The 15,773-nt window shown below is 33.1% G+C and carries 11 protein-coding genes; 4 read left to right on the top strand and 7 right to left on the bottom strand.

Annotated features, from left to right (window positions below; all coding sequences use genetic code 11):
- Positions 1–105: 105 nt before the first annotated feature.
- The 4 genes from ABYK18_RS11595 to ABYK18_RS11610 all read right to left on the bottom strand — a co-directional run bounded on the left by ABYK18_RS11595 (position 106) and on the right by ABYK18_RS11610 (position 5,725).
- Positions 106–2,937, bottom strand: coding sequence for a formate dehydrogenase subunit alpha (locus ABYK18_RS11595; protein WP_373036839.1), 2,832 nt, complete (start codon positions 2,935–2,937; stop codon positions 106–108).
- Between the two features lie 16 nt (positions 2,938–2,953).
- Entirely contained in the window at positions 2,954–3,157 is a 204-nt protein-coding gene (locus ABYK18_RS11600; RefSeq protein ID WP_373036840.1) for a twin-arginine translocation signal domain-containing protein, read from the bottom strand.
- A gap of 97 nt (positions 3,158–3,254) precedes the next feature.
- Entirely contained in the window at positions 3,255–4,028 is a 774-nt protein-coding gene (locus ABYK18_RS11605) for a molecular chaperone (protein WP_373036841.1), read from the bottom strand.
- On the bottom strand, positions 4,028–5,725 hold the full coding sequence (locus ABYK18_RS11610; protein ID WP_373036842.1) for an ATP-binding protein: 1,698 nt from the start codon (positions 5,723–5,725) through the stop codon (positions 4,028–4,030). The genes ABYK18_RS11605 and ABYK18_RS11610 overlap by 1 nt, the downstream gene beginning before the upstream one ends.
- Positions 5,726–5,893: 168 nt before the next feature.
- Between ABYK18_RS11610 and ABYK18_RS11615 the strand changes: the two genes are divergently transcribed.
- The 4 genes from ABYK18_RS11615 to ABYK18_RS11630 all read left to right on the top strand — a co-directional run bounded on the left by ABYK18_RS11615 (position 5,894) and on the right by ABYK18_RS11630 (position 9,532).
- A complete protein-coding gene (locus ABYK18_RS11615; protein WP_373036843.1) occupies positions 5,894–7,036 on the top strand; it encodes an ABC transporter substrate-binding protein in 1,143 nt (380 codons plus the stop codon).
- Positions 7,026–8,621 (top strand): sensor histidine kinase, encoded by a 1,596-nt coding sequence (locus ABYK18_RS11620; protein WP_373036844.1) that lies wholly within the window; start codon positions 7,026–7,028, stop codon positions 8,619–8,621. The genes ABYK18_RS11615 and ABYK18_RS11620 overlap by 11 nt, the downstream gene beginning before the upstream one ends.
- Positions 8,614–9,276 (top strand): response regulator, encoded by a 663-nt coding sequence (locus tag ABYK18_RS11625; protein ID WP_373036845.1) that lies wholly within the window; start codon positions 8,614–8,616, stop codon positions 9,274–9,276. Before ABYK18_RS11620 ends, ABYK18_RS11625 begins: the two co-directional genes overlap by 8 nt.
- A gap of 61 nt (positions 9,277–9,337) precedes the next feature.
- Positions 9,338–9,532 carry a sodium-dependent tyrosine transporter gene (locus ABYK18_RS11630; RefSeq protein WP_373036846.1) on the top strand — a complete coding sequence of 65 codons (195 nt, stop codon included), beginning with the start codon at positions 9,338–9,340 and terminating at the stop codon, positions 9,530–9,532.
- Positions 9,533–9,824: 292 nt separating this feature from the next.
- Here the strand turns inward: ABYK18_RS11630 and ABYK18_RS11635 are convergent, their stop codons facing one another.
- From ABYK18_RS11635 to ABYK18_RS11645, 3 genes are all read right to left on the bottom strand, one after another.
- Positions 9,825–11,087, bottom strand: coding sequence for a hypothetical protein (locus ABYK18_RS11635; RefSeq protein ID WP_373036847.1), 1,263 nt, complete (start codon positions 11,085–11,087; stop codon positions 9,825–9,827).
- Between the two features lie 193 nt (positions 11,088–11,280).
- On the bottom strand, positions 11,281–13,200 hold the full coding sequence (locus ABYK18_RS11640) for a hypothetical protein (RefSeq protein ID WP_373036848.1): 1,920 nt from the start codon (positions 13,198–13,200) through the stop codon (positions 11,281–11,283).
- A 559-nt stretch (positions 13,201–13,759) separates the two neighbouring features.
- On the bottom strand, positions 13,760–15,773 hold a 2,014-nt coding region (locus tag ABYK18_RS11645), incomplete at its 5' end, for a molybdopterin-dependent oxidoreductase (protein ID WP_373036849.1).

Raw genomic sequence — 15,773 nt, forward strand, 5'->3', positions numbered from 1 at the left:
AACTCATGCGCTTCCGCACAAGCTACTGAACAACCATCACATGAAATACATCTATGCTCATCACAATAAAATTTTAATCTTGCATTTTCACTCATAACCAACTCCTTACGCGTATTCTATGCGGCATAATCCGCCTTTAGTTTCAGGGATTTGAGTAATAATGTCATAACCATAGTTTGTAACAGTGTTAGCACTCTCTCCTACAGCGTAAGGTTTAGTACCTTCTGGATACTTATGAGATAAATCCTCACCTTGAAAATGACCGGCAAAATGAAATGGCATAAAAATTCTATCTTCAGATACTGAATAAGAATACTTAGCTTTAACTTTAATTTTCGTACCTTCAGGTGAATGAATCCACATCATCGCACCATCTCTGATACCATACTTACCTGCTAAATTAGGGTTAATACTACAGAACATCTCAGGAGTAAGGGCAGCTAAATATTTAGAAGCTCTATTTTCCATACCTGCACCATTCATATTTACAAGTCTTCCTGTTACAAGGTTGATAGGGAAATCTTTCGACCAATCCTGCTCATTTTGCTTAGAAGCATACTTAGTATCAACTCTATAGTGGTTACTTTTATCCTCATAAGAAGGATATTGTTTCACCAAATCCTGTCTTGGAGAGTGTAAAGGCTCTCTATGCATAGGAATCTGGTCAGGGAATGTCCATACTTTGGCTCTCGCTTTAGCATTTCCATAAGGAGCTATACCTCTTTCCATACATTTCTCAGCAATAATATTGGAAGTATCAACTTTCCAGTTTTTACCGATTCTTTTTTTCTCATCGGCAGTTAGCTTGATTCCAAGAACCTGCTCAATATTGGCAGCTGTAATCTCAGGATAACCATTTTTATTTGCAGAGTCTTTAGGAGCACTTCCTTTTCCTGCAAGTAAATCTTGACCATCATGTTCTAGACCAAATCTATTTCTAAATCCCATACCACCTTCAGCAACACTTCTGTTGATGTTATATAGTAACGGGCTGCCACCGTGAGTCTCTGTCCATGCAGGCCAAGGTAAACCATAATATTCACCCTTCATCTTGCCATAACCTCGTCCAGAAATCTGATCAAACATATGCCAGTTTTCAGTATGGTTCTTGATTCTTTTTGCAGTCCAACCAGTCAAACCGATAGTTTTAATGATTCTTGCAATTTCATCAGTAGCATCCTCAGGCCATGTAAAGTCTTTTTTATTCTCTTTAATTTTCATACCGGCAGTATACTCATCATAAAAACCGAGTCTTTTTGCCAGTTCGAACATAATGTCATGGTCAGTTTTTGACTCATACATCGGTTCAACTACTTTTGATCTCCACTGAACTGATCTATTAGTCGCAGTTACAGATCCAGAAGTTTCAAACTGAGTAGCAGCCGGTAAAATAAATACATCGTTTTGCTTATCAGTCAATATTGCTGCTTCATTAACAAAAGGATCACAAAGTACAATCATATCCAGGTTGTCCAGACCTTCTTTTACTTTAGCTTGTTGAGCAATTGAAGTAATACCGTTACCCATTACAAAAAGATTTTTAAGACTGGTTCCTGCGTTATGAATCTTATCATTACCGTCTTTTCCGTCTAGTACACCAGCCCACCAACGAGCAAGGGTGAATCCTTTTTTGCCCATCCATTCTTTAGATTTAAATCTTGATGACAACCATTCATAGTCAACACCCCAAGATTTTGCGAAGTATTTCCATGAACCGTCACTTAATCCATAGTAACCAGGCAGTGTGTGTGATAAACAACACATGTCCGTAGCACCTTGAACATTATCGTGACCTCTAAGAATATTAGTTCCACCACCTTCAACACCCATGTTTCCAAGAGCCAGTTGTAAGATAGGAGCAAGTCTTGTATTAGAAGTACCTATTGAATGCTGAGTTAAACCCATAGCCCAGATTAAAGTACCAGGATTGGCTCTAGCATATAGTTTTGTAATTTGAATAAGTTGATCAGCAGGTACACCTGTTATATCCTCAACTTTTTTAGGATTCCATTTTTTAGCTTCTTTCATTACATCTTCCATACCGTAAACTCTGTCTTTGATGAACTTTTCATCATGCCAGCCATTTTTGAAGATAAGATTCAGCATCCCATACATAAATGGTATATCCGTACCCGGTCTTATTCTACAGTAATGGTCTGCTTTTGCAGCAGTCTTAGTAAATACAGGATCAATAACAATTATTTTTGCATTGTTTCTTTCTTTAGCCTTTAGAAAATGTTGAAATCCAACTGGGTGATTAACCGCAGGATTCGCTCCAAAAATGATAATTGCCTTAGTATTTTGGATATCTCCAAGTGAATTGGTCATAGCGCCATAACCCCATGTATTCGCCACACCGGCGACTGTTGCACTATGTCAAATTCTAGCTTGGTGATCTATATTATTCGTTCCATACATTGCGGCAAATTTTCTAAAATAATATGCCTGTTCAGTACTCATTTTTGCAGATCCTAAAAACATTGCTGAGTCTGGTCCTGCGTTCTTATGAGAATCTTTTAGTTTAGTTGCGATTCTGTCTAAAGCATCGTCCCAACTTAATCTTTTCCATTTTCCGCCTTCTTTTACCATTGGATGTTTAAGTCTAACTTCAGACCTAACCATATCAATCATATCGGCACCTTTACAACAGTGTCCACCTAAAGAAATAGGGTGGTCTTGTGCAACCTCTTGTCTTACCCAAACGCCATTTTGTACTTCTGCGATAATACCGCATCCAACCGAACATGCAGTACAGATAGTTTTAACCTTGGTAGAACCCGGAAAAGGATTTTTAATTTCCTCTTGTGTAGCAGCTCTTGTTACCCCATCATTAGCAAATGCATTTGTAACACCAGCAGCCGTAGCGACAGCAGCCATTTTCATAAATGACCTTCTACCGATTTGAGCTTTGAGTGTTTCATATGTGTTGACTAACATACTCTCTCCTTATTTACTATAAAGCTTGTTTGTAAAAATCTTCCCAAGCTTGAGTTTTTTTGTAAAGAATCTCTTTCTTAGTAGATGTCCCCACAACGACTCCGTTTGAATCAGCTTCTATAGCCTCTTCCTTATTAGCAGCTAACGCCGTGGCACTGACAGCAGCAGCTCCAACAACCAATGCACTTCTTTTGAAGAAGTTTCTTCTACTTTCTTGCATCGTTGTCTCCTTTTTGTTTGTGATTAGCCCCATAAAAAATTATGAGACTTAAATAAACTAAATTTATTGGCTTACTTAAATCTCATGTAAAGGATGACTAAATATCATCCTCTACATCATAAGCTATGTCGATAGAACAGGCATCTTGTGCTTCCTTTGGTCCTTTTTGTCTGAGTAGTCTGTTTCTTTCTCTTCTGGCAATCTCTTCTTCAGATAATTCTTCACCTTTTGGTTTAGACACGACACTACTTGTTTCTTGGATTGGAGTTTGCACTTCTAAGTAAAGTCTTTCAAACTCGATAAATGACTTAAGTAAGACAACTACATTTTTAAAGATATCTGCACTTTCATGTTCATAAAGTTCTTTTGAAAACCTGTCTACAAAATCATTTAAAATCTGCTCAAAAATACAATGTGCCGTATTTTTATATTGTTCTTCACCATTAGCGATTAGTTCACAAAGTTCACTCATTACAGAAAAAATAAAACCTATATGATCTTCATAGTCAGAGTAAGCTTTCTCATCTCTTCTGATTTTTGTCTTAGCCAAAAAATTTTGCATCTCGATTCTTTTTTTTCCACTCTCGATATCTTCATCATAGTACGAAGCAGTAGTTCTGAGAGTTTGAGTCTCAGGTGAATGAAAAATTGCATCAAACTCTTTCATAAACTCAATGTTAGAATCAGATTTAACAACTGCTCTTATGTTCTCAAATGCTTCAGCAGAGTCTTTATTTAGCGGATTTTCTTTCAAAATATCCATAAAATTAATCAGCTCAAAATATCTTTTGTTGTCTGTTGTAAAAACAAAACATCTCGAAAACATTGCATAGTATAAAGCTCTCGCTTTGTTCATTTTTTCTTCATTCATTACATATCTCCTGGTGATTTGTATAGATCTTTATTTTGCATATAACTAGTCATCATAACCTTAGGCTTACAATCTTCACAGCAGTAGAGAGTTCTCTCTTTTACCGGATCGTGAGCGAAGACAGGAGACATAATGGCAGCGATTTTTTCTATTGCTTTTGTAGTTGCAAACTCTTTATCACACTCAACACATTTAAATAGAGTGTCTGTTGCCAATACCTGTTCTTTAAACCATGTATGGTTTAGTTTGATTACATCTTCTTCAATACTCAAACAATCTTTCTCCGGACATACAACTTCACAAAAACCACATGCCGTACAGATGCTGGGATTTATCCTTAGAGAGTTGTCATCTACATTTGCCACAAGTGCATCTACGTTACACGCACCTACACAAGCCAGACACAGGGTACAGTTAGCTTCATTGACATTTACCTTTGCATAGTGAATGTGCTCACCTGTATAAACCTCACCTAAGTCATCTTCGCCTACAATATTTTTAAGTCTTGTCCCGAAAATTTCTCTTTTTCTTGTATTTAGTTCATTGATAGTATGTCTAGAACCTTCTATGAAGTTGACTTTGTTAAGAGCATCTACTAGTTCGCTCTCATCCATCGCAACTATAATCGCTTCTAGGTTATGTTTCTTTTGATATATGTCATTTAAGATTCTGATGGCATCTTTAGTTCCTTTTGAGAGGAAGTCAGAGTAAAAGATTACTTGTGAGCCTGATTCTTGAGCGATAGTCAGCAGTGTTCCTTCGTGCAGGAATTTTTCACCTTCTATTGCAAAAGGCAAAACATTTTCTTTTAGTTCTACATTTAAATCTTTAACATTCATTTTTTGAGGGATTACTAAAGGAATGTGTCCGCTAAATAGTCTTGAGATATCATAGATGCTCTCTCTATTTAGCGGAGCATAGTCAAGTGCGCCCGAAGGACACACGGAGATACAGCCACCACAGCCGTGACAGTCAATCTGCGAAAATAGAAGATGTTTTACATCATCATCTCTCTCAATAGCCACAGTCGGACAGACTACTGCACACTTTCCACAAGTTTTTTCTCTTCTCTCATGAAACTGACAAATGTTTTGATCATATACAACAAATTTTTTATATTCATAATTACTTATGTTTGTACGAAGAGTTGCAAGAACATCATCCAATGAACTCTCTAGCGGATCAAAAGTGCCACTTTGTTTAGATGCTATTTCTTCTTGGTCATACCATACTATTTGAGAAACATGAAGAGTTGCATCTTTGAAGTTGTCATTTACAATTACTGTTAGATTGCCAATATGTCCAGATATGGATTTGACTACTTCAGGTGTTACATGTAAAAGATTAAATTCATCAGGAATCATGGATTTTAAAAATTCTTCTTTTTGCTCTTTTGTAGATACAAGTAAAACTTCTTGTGAAACCTTTTGAGTATATTTTATATCCTGTGCCATATCAAATCTAATGGCATTTATTTCATACAGTTTTTCTACATTCTTGATTTTTTTTGCAAGTGGGTCTTTAGAGTTACTTATATAAAAGTCAATTTCATCTGCAATTATCTCACCATGTACATTTTTAGAATTTGATACTATGAAGTTATTGTTTGAAGCAGTTGATAGTTCTGAGGTTACCAGTATATTTTCGGGAAGTGGAAAATCAAGTCCTCTATTACTAAAATAGACAAATTCTTGCATCTTAAATCCTTTTGGTAAAATAAATATTACCAATTCTAGCTACAATAAACTTAGACTGTCCTTAAAATGTCAAATATACTTTACCTTTTTTAAAGATGGTTTTGTATATAAAATATAGTATTTTTTATATATAAGGATTTATGTTATAATCAATAAAAAAGGATTTTAGTGCTTAAATATATAGTAGCTGTGTTGATTGCTTTTGTTCTGATATTCCTTAATATTCAAAATAATAAGTTTGATGATAAATCCTTAAAACTAGGTGTTTCTATACCAAGAAGTGGAATTATGCATGCTGTTGGTGACGCTGTATACAGTGGGGCAAATTCGTATTTTTTACATGCCCAGCAAAATAGACTGCTTGGAGATGTGAAAGTTGAACTAATTGTTTATGATGATAAATATGAGCCGGAGATGACTGTAGAGAATATCAAAAAACTTATTGATAAAAATGTTTTTGCCTTTTTTGGTTTAGTTGGAACACCTACAGTAAAAAAAATATTACCAATATTGAGAAACACTGAAATACCTTTAATCGCTCCATTTACAGGGGCTTCTTTTTTACGAAATAGTGGAAAGGTGGATATTGTAAATTTTAGGAGCTCTTATAAAGAGGAGATTGACTATACAGTCGAGTATTTACGAAATAAAAAAAATATATCAAATTTTGCTGTTTTTTACCAAAATGATGATTATGGAGAAGAGGGCTTTGTCTCACTTCTTTACTCACTAAATGAAAGAGGACTGAAGCTTTCAGGAGAAGGAACATATAAAAGAAATACTCTTTCTATAAGACATGCCTTTCATGAAATTAAAAGTGCAAAGCCGGAGGCCGTTTTTATGATTGGAGCTTATAAAGCAAATGCTCTGTTCATTAAAACAGCAAAGAAAGACCCAGTTTTTCAAAATACAATTTTTTGCAGTATCTCTTTTGGAGATGCAGATGAGATGATAAAAGAGTTAGATTACAATACCGACAATCTGCTTTTCTCTCAGGTTGTTCCAAGTTATAAGGATAGTTCAAAAGCAGTTATTTTAGAGTATAAAAAGATGATGAAGAAATATTTCCCAAATCAGCCTTTGGGTTTTATATCTTTGGAAGCATTTTTAGCGGCTAAATCAGTTGTTGAAGCATTAAAAAATGTAGATAGGCCTATTACTAGAGACAAGTTCCTAAAAGAGATTAAGAATCTTTCTAAAAATATTTTAGATGGTATTGATATAAATTATAAAAATAATCAGCTGCACAATAAAGTCTATTTGTTTAAATATAATAACTCCAACTTTATAGAAGTTTATAATGAAAATTAAAAATATATTCTCATATATAGACAAAATACCTTTTACATATAAAACATCCATCTTACTCTTTATAATTATAGGGGGAATGATTTTAATAATTGTTTTGTCTCAAATATCTATTTATACTGTAAAACATGACTTTGATATTTTATTTGAAAAGAGAACTAAACCTATTATTAAACTTGAAGCTATCAAAGATGCATATGTAGTTAATATTCATGATACGCTATATGATGTTTATCATAAAAATATTACTTTGGAACAAGCATATGATGTTCTGGATTTAGGTGAACAGCTGATTGAAAAAAACTGGAATAGATATTTGGAAATCACTTTTTCAAATAAGTATGAGACATCCTGGGTAACTAAGTTAATCAAAGAGTTTTTTATTATAGGAAGTCAAGATAAGAATAAGATTTTACAAAACAGTATTATTTCAAATATAAACGATAAAAATGTAAATATAAAAGAGTTGGTTAGTAAAATTATTTTAGAATTGTCAAATGAAAATTATGAGAAAGTGTCAGCTCTTATAGCTCATGTTGATTTTGAAATAAATACAATCTCCATATATATAACAAACTTGACTAATTATGATTTGAATATGGCAATCAGTGAAAAAAGAGATACTCAAAAGGTGTTTAACACTTTATCTATGATCTTAAATATTTCTATTGTATGGGTATTTCTGTTTTCTATCATACTTTCAATAGTAATCATTATACATTTTAAGAGACTTCACTTTAGTTTAGAAGATGCTGTAAATGAAAAGACAAAAGAGCTTCAGGCTCTGAATCAGTCCTTAGAAAAAAGAATCCGGGATGAAGTAGGAAACTCACGAAAAAAAGATTTGATAATGTTTCAACAAGCCAGACTTGCCAGTCTAGGTGAGATGATAGCAAATATAGCTCATCAATGGAGACAACCTTTAGGCTCACTTATGATGATAGTTCAAGGTATTGGGACTAAGATGGAATTAGGAAAACTGACTCCAGCGGTCGTTGAAGAGAAGGTAAACGATGCTATGTTGTTAGGGAACAATATGTCTAATACTCTTGAAGATTTTCAGAACTTCTTCAAGCCAAATAAAGAGAAGGAAGAGTTCTCTTTAAAAGATTGTATCGAACACTCTTTTGAGCTGTCAAAATATCTTTTGGACAAAGAGAAGATAGAGTTCCACTTGAAAATACTGCATGATGTGAAGATGCATGGCTTTTACAATGAACTTTCTCAAGTGTTTTTAAATATCATCTCAAACTCTAAAGATGCACTTATCTCAAAAGACCATAAAAAACTTATAGAGATAACAGTTAAAAAATCAAAAAATAAGATAAGAATAAATATAGTAGATAACGGCGGCGGTATAGATGAAGAGATACTTCCTCATGTGTTTGAGCCGTACTACACTACGAAATACAAGAGTGCAGGGACTGGTATAGGTCTTTATATGTCACAACAAATTATCCAAAAACACATGAATGGTACAATTGATTGTAAGAATGTTTATTATAAAATAGCAGATTCGGACTTTGAGAACTGTACTCTCTTTACTATTACAATTCCTATTAATGAAGGTGATAAAAACAATGACTAGAAATCTAAATATACTAAATGAATTTAATGTACTTTATCTAGAAGATGATGACTCTTTGTTAAATCAGACAAGAGACATGTTAAGTGACTTTTTAAAAAATGTATATGCAGTAAAAACTTCAGAAGAAGCGATGCAGGTGATTAAGCAAAAAAAAGTAGATGTTATTGTTTCAGATATTTTGCTCGAAAATGAAAATGGAATAGATTTTTTAAGAGAACTAAAGGAAAAAAATAACACTCATATACCTGCAATTTTAACAACAGCCCATACAGATACAAAGTACTTGCTAGATGCCATAAAACTCAAAGTAGAAAACTATATTGTTAAACCTATAAACTTAAAAGAGTTACTTAATACCCTTCACGACATACTTTTGCCTCTCATACAAGAAAGAGAGATACAAAAAAATTCAAATATAATAAGAACCATATCTGCCATTACTGACTCCAAACAAGTTGAAGTTGTCAAGTGTATACTGGATAATTTAAATGAAAAGAATGAACTTGTTGCTTCGTACAGTGATATTATGCAAAAGATTTCTATATCTAAACCGACGCTTATAAAGCTCTTTAAAGAACTTGCTGAGAAAAAGATCTTAGTGAAGGTCGCACACAAAACTTACAAGTTTAATGAGAAGTCATTGGAGTTAATTTAGGTCAAATATATTTGACTAAAATTTTCTGTTGTGTTACAATACACAAAACCAGGAGGTGGATATGTTTGTTAAACTAAATGAAAGAGTTCATTTGAATTTAAATAAAATCACTAGAACAAAGATCGATCATGTAGAAGATGGCATAAGAGTCAGATTTTATGAAGGTCAGGACCAAGTTGCCAAGTCTCAAAGATTTGACAAGATTAAAGACGCTGAGAAGTGGTTAAATAAACTATTTAGCCAATTGTCTAAGTAAATAAAAAAGAAGAAGAGATATATAGTTTTTATATCTCTTTATAAATACAACCCGCTATTAAGTCTAGGTTTACAGCATAGCTCAGATAACTGAATATGTGACTTAGATATCAAAGATGAAGCTGCAATCAAGGCAGTTCTTGAAACTCAAGAAAAGATTAAAAATATTCTTACAGAAGTTCCAAAACTTACTGTTTTGGGAACTGTCTAGTTTTTAGGGAACATTCCAGTTTTGAATTGTTCCTTGTTTCCTATTGAGTTAAGTTAACACATTTATATTAATATTTTTTTACTTAATTTGTCAATTGCTCAAAAGTATCATAATATATTCTATCATTAAACTTGTGACATATACTCAAAATTAAAGAATCTAAAATATTAGGATTAAAATAAAGAAAAACACCAATCACAGCTAAGAAAGAAATACCCGTTATCCATAATACAGTTATTTTATCAGCAGCATTTATTCTTTTATATTTATTATAAAATAGCTGTTTAGCAATGAAATATAGTTTTTGATCATAATAGAATGATTTATTTATATTGAGTTTATTAATTTTTTTGAAATACTGTTTTTTAGTTGGTAAATTCCAAAACTTTTTATAAAAATAGATTATTTTATTTAGAGCTATAACACTGCTTTTTTCTTTTATATTTGAGTAAGAAATATGTCCATTATCTTCTGTATTGAAAGTTATGCTTTTATTATCACATTCAATAGATGTAATATTCAAATCTTCCATAAACTCAAAAATTGTTTTAAATATATCTAATTCTAGTAGTATAAATATATCGTTAAGAGATTGAATGTTAATAATTTTATTTTTATTTTTATATTTGATTACAATTTTATTTGATTTATCTTTATCCATCCCTACATAATCAATGTATTCATTTTCATGAATTTTTTCTATTAGTCTTTTTAAACTTGATATTGCAGCTTTTGTAAAGTGATTACTATAATATTTTACTTTATTATCAATTTTACAATTTCTAAGCAGACCTAGTGAACTAACTAATCCTGCTGTTCTATGAGTGCCACCTGAGCTACTTGAGGCAAATATTTTAAAGTCACAGCAATCATAAATAGAAAATTCTTCCCCCTTGGAATACTGCAAATCAATAGGAACTGAAAAATCCAATTTACTCCTATTGTAAAAATTCAATATTGGATAAAGAGTAGAAGCTCCTTTAGTACCACCATCATTTAGATATCCCCTTGGCAAATAAACATAAATGTTTGGATTAAAAAGCTGATTTACTTCAAGAATATCCTTAGTAGTAATCTTTGAGTCTTTATTAGAATAATAATTAATAAGTTTTTGAATTACACTATTGCTAATTTTTTTTGTCTTTAATCCTAGTGATTTGGTAAATATTTCAACTTTATCAAAATATAATTCCTTATGTATTGAAGAATGATTTTTTAAAAAAGGAATGGTTTTACTTTGACTACTTTCATATTGAGTAAAGTTTTCTTCATCAGTAAAAAATTCGACAATATATTTAATAGTAGATAGCTGAAACTCTTGAAACATTTTATTATTATATTTCATTAGGTTCCTACAGATAAGTTAGATTTTCTAGCATACAATAAAAGAGCTTAAGCCATTAGTACAAACTCTTACACTCAGCCTCATAATCTCGCAGCTGTAAATAAAAATTAGTTACTTGAAATTGAGCTAATGGTACAACTTATACTTGGAATATCATAAAGCTTTGTGCTCCAAAAAGAACAGTTTTAGCAATTTATTTATTAAAAATATTCTCAAATTCCGGATTTGATTGTGCTTGACACTCTTTACGCTGTTTCTCAACATCTTTGAGATTATCTTTTAGCTCTTGTCGCTTTTCTGTATTAAGAAGTGTATTTGGTACAATAAAAGTATCAGCACCATATTCCACACTATAACCAAACATCTTTTTTAATGTAAGGTTTTCAATAGTTCTTATAGTATCAAGGCCATTCTGTCCATCACAATTAAAAACTGCTCCACCATTGATACAAGAGCAGCGTTTCTCCATACTATAAGAGCCTATACGACCATTGTATGCCAATATTGGTGTTGAGTCAGAGATGTCACCTTTAACTTCAACCCCTGGTTTATGGGCTGAATAAACAATAGCTTCTATTTTTACCTTATGCGGGTTTTTTATAATCCACCCTACAGAGTCATATGAACTTAATACTAAAATTACCGGTTTAGAGTGTTTTGCTATTTTAAGAGTAATGGTTTGATTGTTTTTTTTACTTTCATAGACCCCAACAAAGAAGACGTCACTGTTTTTTGAAGTATGTCTTTTCAACTCTTTTTTTATCTCTTTGCTTGTGTATTTCTTCTCTTTTTTTTGTATATTGACCATAAAGTTAGTTGTATGCCAGTTATTTATAAACTCAACCTCTATTTTATGTTTTCCCTTGGTAAAGGTAAATGGAACTTGTCCATTGTTAGTACCTTCATATATAACCATTCCATCTATAATAATTCGTGTCTTTGCCCAACTTTGTGAGATACTAATTTGCATATCTTCTGTTTTTTTATAAGTAAAGTTTCCAACCCAGTATCCACCAAAATCCTTTGAGTCTATGTTATGAAAATGATTAGAGTTATAGTTGATACTAACCTTATCCATCTCTTGGCTAGCTATAACCTTTTTAGGTTTATTGGTATTGATATAAAAAGCTTTAAACTTATTTGTAGGAATGATGTTCTTTGGGTTTAGCTGTGCTCCCCAAGTGGTTTTTGCTTTTCTTGGAAGATTTTGTTCTTGATAGCTATTTTGCATAGTATGAAATGTAGTTTTAGGCATAGGTCTTGATTTTTGATGTAGTTCATATGCTTTGTCATTTAAAACGTACTCAATCTCAATTGCCTGTAAATAATCTTTTAATAGTGTATTTTTATCTACACTTCTTTCCTGATAATTATTCCTTCGTGAATAGTTATTTAAATCTTTATGTCCATTTTTAGCAGTCATAACAACTTGTTTAATTTCGGAAGTTGGATTTTTCCATATAATGACATTTTCAGATTCAAAATTTGGTTTTGCGTGAATTATTTTTTTGTTTTTTTTACTTATCCATAAACCTAATGGTTCAGAATTCGCTCTTATTTTATTAAATGAAGCTATTTCAAAAGTAAGGTTACCTTTTACATCAAATAGTGGTGGTCCATAAATAAAAATCTTTTTTACTCGTCCTGCTTTAGTGTAAAGTATATCGAGGCCTCTCGTTATTTTACAATACTCTCCACCTTTGTACTCTTTACATTGATTTGAGGCACCATACTTTGCATCTATAAACTCTTTATTCTCATTTGCATAAGAGCTTATGTCAAACATTTCATGGTTTCTGACATATCCATTCGAAACAGAACCATCTACTTTTTTTATTGAACCATTTTTATATGAAGATATTTTCTCAATTTCGTTATAGCATACAATGTTTCCATCTCTTTTTCTTGTTAAGCTTTCATCTACTGGGAGTGTAGTTATATATGACTCTTGTTTTTCCACTTGAACTCTCTGTTCTATATCATGAATAAGTTCTATCTCATATACAGATGGATAAGAAACAACACATAACATTGGTTTATCTGTCTTATTGACAATATCTTGTTGTGAGAAAAGTAGAATAGGAGAGAGTATAAAAAGAAGTAAATATTTCATATTAAAGATCCTAACAAAATTTGAAATATTCTATTTAAAACTTACTTAAATACTATTGAATAATATTTAAAAATATTAAATTATGAAAGGCTAGTTTTCCAAGATATATGTTCTAAATTTCATATCTCGTCTACCTGGGTACTGGTTAACGATTGTCTGTCCACCATCATATGTATCCATTCCTCCTCCCCATGCATAAGTACAACCACTTGGTTGTGCATCACTTGAGAGATAAATAGCATACTGCTCTCCTGGTTTTACAGAGGGAGCGTAACTTCCAAGTGATAATGTGGAATGTCCCCTATAAATTAAACACTTATTAATTCAACAATCTCTTATTTTTGGAACACGAAGCACTCATATTAGTTTTACGTGTTCCAGAAAGTGTTCAACAAGTTAAAACTGTAAAGTTCCATAAACCCTAAGGGATTATGGAACAAAAAAAGTAATCTTTTAAATTATATATTTAAAGCTTCATCTAATCTCTCTTCACAATTACACCCCTGTGAATGAATCTCCACTTTTTGGGTGTAAAATAATAAATATATTACTTTACTAACTAAACCTTCCTAACCCTACAAACTGTATCGTTCCAAGCCTGCATTCCTACCATTGGGGCAGGGTTGATTGGGATGATATGGTTTGGGTTGAAGCCGTTACCGGCACCTCCAAACTTCTTATCCCACCAGATATTTCCATCTAACTCTAAATCATCATCTTTTGAAAAAGCTGGCATGTTTTCTTTATCGCCATTTGTACCTTTAGCAATCCTTCCGCCAAAGTTCATACCTAGTGAGTTACTCATCGCTATGACTTGTGGGTGGATGCCTTGTGTTACATGTGCTTTTACACTCATTGTTCCTACTACTTCATCAGTCTCAGATGCTCTAAAACCACTTTTTGGTCTGTATGTCGTTATCTCCATATAGTCACCGTTTTTTATGTTTAGTTTTTTAGCAGTCTGGGAGTTTATCCATACCGGATTATCATGGACTATCTCAGTCAGGTATTTTTGAGAAGTTGTTCTTGCTTGCGTGTGAACATTCCACTTAAAAGTAGTAAGGACTAGCTCGTCTTCTTTTATCTCTTTAAGTGACTTTGGCATCTCAAAGTGAGGAAATCCATCATCTTTTATATTTAGAGATCTAGCAGTATCTTCTATGACGCTTGAGTATATTTCAAACTTTCTCGATGGAGTTTTAAGACCCTTTCTCGGCACTCCATCTTTCATGATTCCGATGGCTTTTCTCTTTCCTTTTTTCTCAACATAGATGATGCCGTCTTTTACAAATGAGCCTTCAAGCTGTTTTTTGCTTAGGACTTTGTCGTATGGCTCATAGTTTTTTTCTTTCTCCTCAACCCATACACCGTGCTTTTTCATATACTCAAAACCGCTTAGTCCATCTCTTTTAGGAAGAGTTGAAAGGCGAAGTTTTATAAACTCTTCGTAAGAGTCAAAAGCAAAGTATTTTGAGACCGGTTCACCTAGTCTTTGCGCGATTTTTATAAGGGTGTCTGCCAAGTTTTCACACTCATATGGAGGCTGAATTGCTGGTTGTCTTAGTGCAAAGTAAGGGATAAGCTCATAAGCATTTCTACCCTCTATAGTGTACCTCTCAAAGTATGTAGCATCCGGGAGAATGATATCAGCATAGTGAGCCATCTCAGAATAAACTACATCACTACAAGCATGAAAAGGTATGACGTTCTCATCTTTAAGTACATCGACTGTTACAGATGGACCTTCAGGCCAAGTTTGTGGAGCTGAGATAGTGTAAGATATGTAAACATCTATTTGCTGTTCTTTGTTTTTAAGTTTATCAAAGGCAAGTTGACTCACTCTCATCTTTTGCCATTTGTTTGAGAGTGGATACAGACGTGGGTCTTCTAAGTCAGTTGTAAATTTTGGTTTTGCTGGAACAGGTTTAGGCATAGGAAAGTCTTTTTTACTTTTAGAACCACCAAAAGCGTAACCGCCTTTTTTACCGATGCTTCCGACTATTGCATTTAAAATCACAACGGCTCTGTCATTGTTAAGACCGTTTTGGTGGGCTTGTGAACCTCTGTTTGTAAAAGCGGCACAAGCAGGAGCGGCAGATGCGAACTCTATGGCAACACGTCTAATATCATCCTCACTAAGTCCACTAACCTCAGATGCATATTTAGGAGTGTATGGTTTTACAAACTCTTTTATATCTTCCAAAGAAGTATTACACCACTCATCTATGAACTCTTTGTCATATAGTTTTTTCTCTACGATTACATTTGCCATTGCCAGAGCTATAGCACCCTCAGAAGATGGAAAAGGAGCGAACCACTCATCACTTTTTCCCGCTGTATTTGAAAGCCTGGTATCAAATGTTACAAGCTTCAGACCTTTTCGTTTTCCCTCTACAAATCTTTTTAGAAGAGGAAGCCCGCCTTGATGAGTTTCAAAAAAGTTAGAACCGAAGTTTAGAAGATATTTACAATTGGCTGCATCCAGTGTTTCCCAGCTTGTGTCACCTATGGTCGTGTAGTTTGCAGCTCTTTTGTTTGATGAGCATAGACCTCTATGGTTCAGTATGACCGGT

The sequence above is a fragment of the Sulfurimonas sp. genome (genome assembly GCF_041563495.1).
In the GTDB taxonomy this organism is placed as follows: Bacteria; Campylobacterota; Campylobacteria; order Campylobacterales; family Sulfurimonadaceae; genus Sulfurimonas.